11 protein-coding genes and 1 rRNA gene (1 of these 12 cut by a window edge) are annotated in these 9,027 nt (G+C 31.3%); 9 read left to right on the forward strand and 3 right to left on the reverse strand.

Annotated elements, in window-relative coordinates; all coding sequences use genetic code 11:
• The 3 genes from P161_RS0117775 to ligA form a co-directional block, all read right to left on the reverse strand.
• Window positions 1–950: ribosomal RNA gene (locus tag P161_RS0117775) — 16S ribosomal RNA — on the reverse strand; it reaches 567 nt to the left of the window's first position.
• 950 nt (window positions 951–1,900) lie between these two features.
• Window positions 1,901–2,587, reverse strand: coding sequence for a DUF4294 domain-containing protein (locus P161_RS0117780; protein WP_036841667.1), 687 nt, complete (start codon window positions 2,585–2,587; stop codon window positions 1,901–1,903).
• A 146-nt stretch (window positions 2,588–2,733) separates the two neighbouring features.
• Window positions 2,734–4,731: an NAD-dependent DNA ligase LigA gene (gene ligA / locus P161_RS0117785; RefSeq protein ID WP_026778225.1), complete on the reverse strand. Its 1,998-nt coding sequence runs from the start codon at window positions 4,729–4,731 to the stop codon at window positions 2,734–2,736.
• A gap of 194 nt (window positions 4,732–4,925) precedes the next feature.
• Here ligA and P161_RS0117790 point away from each other — a divergent pair, with 194 nt between their 5' ends.
• The 9 genes from P161_RS0117790 to P161_RS18895 all read left to right on the forward strand — a co-directional run bounded on the left by P161_RS0117790 (window position 4,926) and on the right by P161_RS18895 (window position 8,821).
• The gene (locus tag P161_RS0117790) at window positions 4,926–5,270 is read left to right on the forward strand and encodes an FAD-dependent oxidoreductase (protein ID WP_026778226.1); all 345 of its coding nucleotides are present in this window, start codon (window positions 4,926–4,928) and stop codon (window positions 5,268–5,270) included.
• Between the two features lie 358 nt (window positions 5,271–5,628).
• Entirely contained in the window at window positions 5,629–6,117 is a 489-nt protein-coding gene (locus P161_RS19975; RefSeq protein ID WP_051605798.1) for a transposase, read from the forward strand.
• 2 nt (window positions 6,118–6,119) lie between these two features.
• Window positions 6,120–6,302 carry an IS110 family transposase gene (locus tag P161_RS19980; protein WP_231494768.1) on the forward strand — a complete coding sequence of 61 codons (183 nt, stop codon included), beginning with the start codon at window positions 6,120–6,122 and terminating at the stop codon, window positions 6,300–6,302.
• 237 nt (window positions 6,303–6,539) lie between these two features.
• Window positions 6,540–6,689 carry a hypothetical protein gene (locus tag P161_RS19985; RefSeq protein WP_231494769.1) on the forward strand — a complete coding sequence of 50 codons (150 nt, stop codon included), beginning with the start codon at window positions 6,540–6,542 and terminating at the stop codon, window positions 6,687–6,689.
• Window positions 6,671–7,060, forward strand: a complete 390-nt coding sequence (locus P161_RS19990; RefSeq protein ID WP_026778227.1) for a hypothetical protein — start codon at window positions 6,671–6,673, stop codon at window positions 7,058–7,060. The genes P161_RS19985 and P161_RS19990 overlap by 19 nt, the downstream gene beginning before the upstream one ends.
• A 242-nt stretch (window positions 7,061–7,302) precedes the next feature.
• The gene (locus P161_RS20025; protein WP_302846539.1) at window positions 7,303–7,437 is read left to right on the forward strand and encodes a hypothetical protein; all 135 of its coding nucleotides are present in this window, start codon (window positions 7,303–7,305) and stop codon (window positions 7,435–7,437) included.
• Window positions 7,438–7,446: 9 nt separating this feature from the next.
• Entirely contained in the window at window positions 7,447–7,743 is a 297-nt protein-coding gene (locus tag P161_RS0117815; RefSeq protein WP_026778228.1) for a TusE/DsrC/DsvC family sulfur relay protein, read from the forward strand.
• A 107-nt stretch (window positions 7,744–7,850) separates the two neighbouring features.
• Window positions 7,851–8,228 (forward strand): DsrE/DsrF/DrsH-like family protein, encoded by a 378-nt coding sequence (locus P161_RS18890; protein WP_231494770.1) that lies wholly within the window; start codon window positions 7,851–7,853, stop codon window positions 8,226–8,228.
• Between the two features lie 152 nt (window positions 8,229–8,380).
• The gene (locus tag P161_RS18895; protein ID WP_231494771.1) at window positions 8,381–8,821 is read left to right on the forward strand and encodes a hypothetical protein; all 441 of its coding nucleotides are present in this window, start codon (window positions 8,381–8,383) and stop codon (window positions 8,819–8,821) included.
• Window positions 8,822–9,027 lie beyond the last annotated feature (206 nt).

The raw sequence follows: 9,027 nt of genomic DNA on the forward strand, positions 1-9,027 counted from the left end.
TCGAATTAAACCACATGCTCCACCGCTTGTGCGGGCCCCCGTCAATTCCTTTGAGTTTCAGTCTTGCGACCGTACTCCCCAGGTGGGATACTTATCACTTTCGCTTAGTCACTGAGCTTATGCCCAACAACTAGTATCCATCGTTTACGGCGTGGACTACCAGGGTATCTAATCCTGTTCGCTCCCCACGCTTTCGTCCATGAGCGTCAGTACATACGTAGTAGACTGCCTTCGCAATCGGTATTCTGTGTAATATCTATGCATTTCACCGCTACACTACACATTCTATCTACTTCCATATGACTCAAGTCAACCAGTATCAAAGGCAGTTCCATAGTTAAGCTATGGGATTTCACCTCTGACTTAATTGACCGCCTGCGGACCCTTTAAACCCAATGATTCCGGATAACGCTCGGACCCTCCGTATTACCGCGGCTGCTGGCACGGAGTTAGCCGGTCCTTATTCTTACAGTACCGTCAAGCTGGTATACATACCAGTGTTTCTTCCTGTATAAAAGCAGTTTACAACCCATAGGGCAGTCTTCCTGCACGCGGCATGGCTGGGTCAGAGTTACCTCCATTGCCCAATATTCCTCACTGCTGCCTCCCGTAGGAGTCTGGTCCGTGTCTCAGTACCAGTGTGGGGATCTCCCTCTCAGGACCCCTACCTATCGTCGCCATGGTAAGCCGTTACCTTACCATCTAGCTAATAGGACGCATAGTCATCTTTTACCGATAAATCTTTAATTAAGTCTCGATGCCAAGTCTCAATACTATGGGATATTAATCTTCATTTCTAAAGGCTATCCCCCTGTAAAAGGTAGATTCTATACGCGTTACGCACCCGTGCGCCGGTCGTCATCTGTGCAAGCACAATGTTACCCCTCGACTTGCATGTGTTAAGCCTGCCGCTAGCGTTCATCCTGAGCCAGGATCAAACTCTTCATTGTATATCTTTAATAATATGAATGAATAAGTTTCAAAAGAATTTGTCTAATTAATTAAACATGGTTATTCTACTCTTTATTTACGCTGTCAATTTCAATATTTTCAATGAACTTCTTAAATTCCGCAATCTTGTCGTTAAACAATCTCTATAAAACCTAAATCTGTAGAAACAATAGAATCGAACTATTTAATAATTTGTAAAACTTAAAAAATCTTACTATTACTATTCCAAAACCTCTCTGAACTTTTTTTGCTATTTCTGTTAGCGGGTGCAAATCTAAAACTTATTTTTAATCTGACAAATAAAAAATAACTTTTTTTCTATTTCTTTTTTTACCCCTTAAACAACTGACCTTACACCGAAAATTTCGGACTGCAAAGATACAACCATTTATATTTATCAACCTAATTAAAATTAATTATTTTTTTTAAAATTTTACCAAATTCTAAAAACAATAACCAACACCAATACAAAGCCAATAACAGAAACCTCAAAGAACTTAAACTAACCAAATCTCCGTTAGCGGGTGCAAATATACAACTCAATCACACATACACAACTATTATCTTAATTTCTTTTAAACTTTTTTTATCAACTCAAAATAAAACACTGAAAACACGATAATTATAAACTAAAAAAAATTAAAAACAACAATTAGTATTTAAAACAAAATTCAAGTGGAACTCTATTTATGTTTATTCTGTGCTAACAGAGAAGTATTATCTAGTGCCTGTAAAAATTATCTAAACCTGTGTTAGGGATTGAAGCAGTTGTTTGAGCTCTTTTTTATAGTTACCTCATTAATCAACAATGCTAACTTAATTCAACCCGATTTTAAAAAAAATAATGATTTATAATTAAAAACATAAAAAAAACGAGTGCCTTTCGACTTCGCTCAAGATAAACTCAAAGCCCGACCACGCCTTTTTGCGGGGTAACACCCAAAAAATATTAATTATTACTCTTCTTTTTCATTTTAGCAAACATAATTTTATAATCCTCAACATCTATCTCTGCTTTTTTAGCTGAAATAACTTTTATAAAATCAAAATTAAGTTTCGAAGGTTGACTCTTTAAAACTTGATCTCTAAAAGCACGTTGCAAAATATCTTCGATTAAATAATCTTCGTTTACAGTTTCTGGAAGATATTCATCTTTTAAAGACAAACTGAAAAGATTGGCTGTTGTGTTGTACCAAAAGGCTTTCCAACCACTTCTGAGTCCTTTTATATTATCGAAAGCAGTGTTGCCTGTTTGACGATGAATTAATTTAATTAAAATTCGACCTTCTGTTTTGGTCATTTTTTTTATTTGATCTGTGAATTCACCCTCAATATATCTTTGAATTAGTCTCGTATATTTTCTCTTTTTACTTTTAGATTCGATTCTATCTAACCTCGCATTTAAAGAATCTAACCTTTCTGAAGCTAATTTTGCGTAAGGATATGCTTTAAAAACTTTTCTGCGAAACCACAAATAATAACGAATATCGTCTCTAGATTTAAACTTTTGCTTTGGCAGTAATGTAAATTCATTCAACTTAATGGTGATACTGTCTCCTGGTTTTACAAAAATATAATCGTCGAAATTTTTAGGCAATGAATCTAGCTCTTCTTTTTTTTGCGAAAAAGAAATCATTGAAATTAGACCTATATATATGTAGAATAGTTTTTTCAAATTTTTGCGTGTTTTCAATCTAAAAATTCTAAAAAAGAAATTTACATCGAATTTAAACTCATTTTATTATTTGTATTTAAGTTACTCAAAAAGGTTGCCAAAGTTTTTTAACTAATTTTATCAATAAAATCTTGTTCGGAAATAATAATAACACCCAAATCTTGTGCTTTTGTTAATTTTGATGGGCCCATATTATCGCCAGCAACAATAAAATTGGTTTTTTTAGAGATAGATGAACTTACTTTACCTCCATTATCTTCAATTGCTTTTTTGAGTTCGTTTCTAGACATTTGATGAAAAACGCCAGAAACCACAAATATTTGTCCTTCTAATTTATTTGTTTGATTTTCTAAACTTTCCGCTGAAACCTGTAATTGAACTCCAACTTCTTTTAAACGATTAATTAAATTTCTATTTCCTTCATTAGATGAAAACTCAATAATGCTTTGTGCAATTCTATCGCCAATTTCATCAACATTAATTAATTCTTCAAATGTTGCTTGCATTAAATTGTTAATCGATTTAAAATGTTTTGCTAATTTTTTAGCGACAGTTTCTCCAACAAAACGAATTCCGAGTGCAAAAAGTACTTTTTCAAATGGGATTTCTTTTGATTTTTCGATTCCTGAAATCATATTTTGCGCAGATTTCTCTGCCATTCTTTCTAAAGGAATTACTTGGGCAACATTTAAATCATATAAATCAGCATAATTTTGAATTAAACCTTCTTTACGCAATAAATCTACAGTTTCACCTCCTAAACCATCAATATCCATAGCTTTTCTGCTGATAAAATGCTGAATTCTTCCTGTAATTTGAGGAGCGCAACCAAATTCGTTTGGACAATAATGCTTTGCATCACCTACAGTTCTTACCAGTTCTGTGTTACATTCAGGGCAATGTGTTGCATAAACTGTTGGTGTAGAATTTACTGGACGTTTTGTAAGATCAACAGCAATAATTTTTGGAATAATTTCACCACCTTTTTCTACAAAAACCGTATCATTTTCACGAATATCTAGTTTTTCAATTTGATCTGCATTGTGCAAAGACGCACGTTTTACAGTGGTTCCTGCCAATTGCACAGGTTCTAAATTTGCAACTGGCGTAATTGCACCTGTTCTACCAACTTGATAGGTAATTTCATTTAAAATTGTAGAAACTTGTTCAGCTGCAAACTTATAAGCAATTGCCCATCTTGGAGCTTTAGAGGTATAGCCTAATTCTTCTTGTTGCTGTAAATTATTTACTTTGATAACAATTCCATCAGTTTCGTAAGGTAAAGTATGACGTTTTGTATCCCAATGATTCACAAAATCAAAAACTTCATCAATATTTTTGGCTAAAACAATTGTTTTTGGCACTTTAAAACCAACTTTTCTAGCATTTTCTAAACTTTCAAAATGGGTTTTGTATTTTCTTTCTGATGTTACTACTTGATATAATAAACAATCTAAAGGTCGTTTTGCAACTTCAGAACTGTCTTGCAATTTTAAACTTCCACTGGCTGTGTTTCTTGGGTTTCTGTATTCTTCCTCATCATTTGCTACTCGTTCTTCATTCATTTTGATAAAACCTTCTAAAGGTAAAATGATTTCTCCACGCATTTCAAAATCTTTTACAAAGTCTTTTTTAATGGATAAAGGAATTGAGAGAATTGTTTTTACATTATTCGTAACCTCATCTCCTTGAAAACCATCTCCTCTTGTAACTGCTTTTATAAATTGACCATTTTCATACGTTAGGTTTATTGATGCACCATCAAACTTTAACTCACAGGTATATTCAATTTCTGAAGTGCCCAACATTTTTTGGATCCTCTTTTCCCAATCCAATAAATCGTCTTTTGAATACGAATTATCTAAAGAATACATTCTATTTTGATGCACAACAGTATTAAAGTTTTTGGTGATGCTACCTCCTACTCTTTGTGTTGGTGAATTTACATCGAAAAAAATAGGATTTTCTTTTTCTAATTTTTCCAATTCTTTGAGTTTTATATCAAAATCGAAATCAGAAATTGTGGCATTATCTAATACATAATAATTATAGTTATGTGTATCTAACTCTGCCCTTAATGCATCTATTCTTTTTTTAATATCCATGTATGCTTAGTATCAATTATTCATAAAAATTACGTTCAAAAATAACACAATAATTACACTTTTTAGGCTAAATAAAAAAATGATTTAAATTACTCAAAACCTTATGTAACAAAGGTTACATATAGCTTTTACATGATATTTATCATAAAATACCACTCCTAATCTTACTAGTTTTGGTGTATAAATTAATCACAATGAAAAACTTAGTTATTTTAGGTGCAGGAACAGCAGGAACAATGATGGCGAATCATATGGTTTCTAAGTTACCCAAAAAAGAATGGAAAATAAGCATCATAGATCAATACAAAACACATTACTATCAACCTGGTTTTCTTTTTTTACCTTTTGATACTTATACTGAAGATCAAGTTAAAAAAGTAGGCAAAAAATTTATTCCTAAAGGTGTAGCATATCATCAACAAAAAATCGAAAAAATTGATGCAGAAAACAATTTGGTGGTATTAGAAAACGAAGTTCTTACGTATGATTTACTAATAATCGCAACAGGTTCTAAAATTGCGCCTCAAGAAGTCCTTTAGATTAGCAAAGTATAATTATTGCATTTAATTCATATATTTAGAACACTAAAGAATTGTTACTTTTTTAATGAAAAAGAATGGAGTGAACTTGTCAAAAGTCCAGATTAATAAGATCTATACTTCGTATTAGTCTCCATTCTTTTATTACCGATTACAAAGGACCAAATAGAATTTCAGCTTCGCCCTTTTAAAGGTTTTAGTCAACGTAATCATCTTTTACTAACACAAACAAAATTATGAAAATTAAACAAACTATTGGTATTGACATTAGCAAATTAACTTTTGATGTCCGTATTCACAGTAACCAGTGTTATCAATCATTTGAAAACAACTCAAAAGGATTTAAAGCACTTGTAAAATGGGTCGAAAAAACAACCCAATTTCTAAAGAGCAAACTTTATTTGTTTTAGAACATACAGGTATTTATTCTGAAGAAATCTCATTATTTTTTGATATAAATAACTTTTATTTTGCACTAATTCCAGGTTTAGAAATAAAGAAATCCCTTGGTATTTCTAGAGGAAAAGATGATAAAGTAGATGCCACAAAAATAGCACTTTATGGGTATCGATTAAGAGATGAAATTAAACCTTATAAACTTCCATCAAAAAACATTCATCAACTAAAACGCTTATTAACATTAAGAGAAAGGCTAGTAAAACAAAATGCTGGTTATAAAGCAACACTTAAAGAACAAAAAAGAATTTATACTAGAAAAGAGAATCAACTTCTTATAGAAACCCAAGAGAAAATGATAAAATATTTTACCAAACAAATTAAGAATATTGAGGCTGAAATGAACGTAATAATTAAGGCTAATGAACAACTTAAAAACAATGTAAACTAATTGTGAGTATCAAAGGAGTGGGTAGTCAGACAGCTTTATTTATGATTGTAACAACAAACGGATTTACAAAGTTTGCTTCTTGGAGAAAGTTTGCTTCTTATTGTGGAATTGCACCTTTCCCTAATACCTCTGGAACAAGTATTAGAGGAAGAACTAAAGTGAGTAATCTTGCTAACAAAAAATAAAAAGCCTCTTTGATATGTGTGCAAAATCAGCAATACAAAATAACCCAGAAATGAAAATATTTTACCATAGAAGACTCGAACAAGGAAAAAATAAAATGAGCACAATTAACATCATAAGAATAAACTATTATCACGAATTTTTGCTACTATAAAAAGACAAACTCCTTATGTAGATGTATTAAAATATGCTGCGTAAATAAATCAAAATATATTTGGTAAAGTCATAGAATACGAAGGATGCATAGCAAAGAATGGCATAAATCGATTTTTGATTTTTATACCTATGAAGGTGCTTTGGCTTTAAGAAATAAATTACGCACTTTTAAAAAAGGCAAATTGGTAGTACATATTACAGAAATGCCTATAAAATGCCCAGTTGCTCTTTAGAATTTGCTTTTTTAGCTGATGATTATTTTCAAAAAAAAGGCATTAGAGACAAGGTTGATATTACTTATGTAACTCCTTTAAGTGGTGCTTTTACTAAAGAATTTACATCTAAAACTTTAGGTTATTTACTAGAAGATAAAAACATAAAAATAGTTACTGATTTTGCGATTGAAAAAGTTGATTTTGAAAACAATAAAATTATTGATTATGCTGATACTGAAGTAGATTATGATTTATTAGTGACTGTACCTACAAATATGGGTGATGAAGTTATAGAAAAATCTGATTTAGGAGACGATTTAAATTTTGTTCCAACACATCCAAACACGTTACAATCTTTAGCGCACGAAAATATTTTTTGTTATTGGTGATGCCCAAATGTACCTGCATCAAAAGCAGGTTCTGTTGCCCATTTTCAAGCAGAAACATTAACAGATAACATTTTATTATATCTAGAAAACAAACCTCTTAAAGAAGAATTGATGGCCATGCAAACTGTTTTATAGAAACTGGTAAAACAAAGCTTTGTTAATAGACTTTAACTACAAGCAAGAACCAGTTACAGCACATTTCCTATTGCTGGCATTGGTCCTCTAAACTTTTAAAAGAAAGTGTGTTTAATCACTGGGGAAAATTAGCTTTTAGATGGATTTATTGGAACGTTTTATTAAAAGGAATTCCAATTCCATTTGTATCTAGAAATATGAAAACAGCAGGAAAAATATTAACAATTAAAACCATAAAATGATAAAAAACAATAAAACAAGTTGACATTAAAGTTAACGACGAAGGATATTTAACAGATTTTTCTCAATGGAACAAAGAAATTGGTGCAGAAATAGCCAAAGAACATGATATTGAAATGACAGAAAAACATTGGGAGGTAATTGCGTATTTGCAAGAACAAGTTGCCAATAATAATGCTTTGTCAATTCGAGGAATTAAAAAAAGTGGTGTTGTAGATATTAAACAATTCTACGCTCTTTTTCCTGGAGGTCCTTTAAAAGTCTCTACAAAAATAGCAGGCGTTCCAAAACCAAAAAGTTGTATCTAAAAAATAGAAATCATGGGAAAAACAAAAGTTAGAAAAATGCTTTTTATACTGTCAAAAGCAACAATAGAAAATGTATATGCAGCCTTTATTATGCAAATGGAGCTAGAATGGAGGGTATAGAATCAGAATCTTTTTTACTTTTTTGGTTTAGAAGCCATTCAAAAGAAAAAACTAGAACATTTGCGGTAGCAACCGTAGGTAATCCTGCAATGCACATTCCTACAATGTTAGGTGGTCTGCCAGGCATGGAAGCTTTAGCAACCAAAATGATGAAAAAAGAAATGGAAAAATTAGATATGCCTCCTGTTGGTGAATTTTTAGAAATTTTATCTGATTCTGGTTGTAAGCTTTGGGCTTGTAAACTCGCTGTTGACATGTTTCATCTAAAAAAAGAAGATTTAATTGATGAAATTGAAGACATCATTACCATTGGCGATTTTTATGCAAGAGCAGACCAAGACAATACTCATTTATTATTTATTTAATACCCCTTTAGGTTGTTAAAAACAAAATAGGAAACTATTTTGTTCCTTTTTTTATGCCTTTTATTGATGCGACATTTTCTGTTCTTCAAAATAAATATTTGTTTTTCAATTTAAAAAATGTATATTTCTTTTAAATAAAAGATGACTTATAAATGAAATATACTATAAAAATACATAAAATTTCTGCAGTTGATGAACTTGAAAACTCTTGGAGTATTGAAGACTACAAAGAACTTTTAGACAGGTTTGAGCTGCCAAATGTAGAAAGTACGGATAGCAAAGAGTTAAGAGAATTACTTTTTATGGCAATTGCAGATAAAGACCCAAGTGAAGCTGCCAGAATTGTGTTAGATTATAAATTATCTGACGAAATGAACGAGCATCAAATAGATTCTGTTTCTTATGAAATGTTGGTTGATAAAATTTCTGAAGAATACCCAAGAATTGGTTTGCATAAAAGATTATTTTGTGTGAATCAGTTGCTATACAAAGCTTTTAATGGAAAATTTCAACTGCAAAAGCTACAATTGTCGATTTTGAAATTACTCCAAAAAGAAATGCGCAAGAAGAAATTACCAAAGAAATTGCTTTAAAATGTTTTGCTCAAAATTTAGATAGCCACAATGTAATTATTAGATTATTTGGCAAACAATTAAATGGCGAAGAAGAATTTGAGGAAGCCAATGACATTATTTGGGATATTTAAAAACAGAAACTGGCTACAGACTTATTACTTCTGAATATTTATGAGTAAAGAAGAGTTTATCAATAAAGAATTTGATTGCGAAATTGAGTTTTT

The sequence above is a fragment of the Polaribacter sp. Hel_I_88 genome (assembly GCF_000687935.1).
GTDB lineage: Bacteria > Bacteroidota > Bacteroidia > Flavobacteriales > Flavobacteriaceae > Polaribacter.

Coding starts and splice junctions, on each gene's coding strand:
- P161_RS19985 (WP_231494769.1), top strand. CDS start 6,540: ATGCATAGCAAAGAATGGCATAAATCGATTTTTGATTTTTATACCTAT.
- P161_RS19975 (WP_051605798.1), top strand. CDS start 5,629: ATGGGTCGAAAAAACAACCCAATTTCTAAAGAGCAAACTTTATTTGTT.
- P161_RS0117780 (WP_036841667.1), bottom strand. CDS start 2,587: ATGATTTCTTTTTCGCAAAAAAAAGAAGAGCTAGATTCATTGCCTAAA.
- P161_RS18895 (WP_231494771.1), top strand. CDS start 8,381: ATGAAATATACTATAAAAATACATAAAATTTCTGCAGTTGATGAACTT.
- ligA (WP_026778225.1), bottom strand. CDS start 4,731: ATGGATATTAAAAAAAGAATAGATGCATTAAGGGCAGAGTTAGATACA.
- P161_RS19990 (WP_026778227.1), top strand. CDS start 6,671: ATGCCCAGTTGCTCTTTAGAATTTGCTTTTTTAGCTGATGATTATTTT.
- P161_RS18890 (WP_231494770.1), top strand. CDS start 7,851: ATGGAGGGTATAGAATCAGAATCTTTTTTACTTTTTTGGTTTAGAAGC.
- P161_RS0117790 (WP_026778226.1), top strand. CDS start 4,926: ATGAAAAACTTAGTTATTTTAGGTGCAGGAACAGCAGGAACAATGATG.